The 243-nt window shown below is 70.0% G+C and carries 1 protein-coding gene; it reads right to left on the bottom strand.

What is annotated here, in order from left to right; all coding sequences use genetic code 11:
- The coding region (locus ACPYOG_RS20400) for an IMP dehydrogenase (RefSeq protein ID WP_481295898.1) at positions 1-226 on the bottom strand (226 nt) is incomplete at its 3' end.
- Positions 227-243 lie beyond the last annotated feature (17 nt).

The raw sequence follows: 243 nt of genomic DNA, 5'->3' as shown, positions 1-243 counted from the left end.
CCTGCGGGACGACCGCGATGCCGCCGCGACGGGCCACCGTCTCGGCCATCCGGCGCCCCGCGATGGCGGTCATGTTCGCGACGACGAGCGGGATCGTCGTGCCCGTCCCGTCCACCGAGGACAGGTCGACGTCGAGGCGGCTGGTCACCGACGAACGGCTCGGGACCATGAAGACGTCGTCGTAGGTCAGGTCGAGCTGGGGCTGGAGGCCGTTGAGGAACTGCACGGTCACTCACTCTAGGC

Source organism: Leifsonia sp. HAY1-4F (assembly GCF_056755275.1).
The sequence above is the reverse complement of the archived record's forward strand: the minus strand, read 5'-3'. Positions and strand labels throughout refer to the sequence as shown.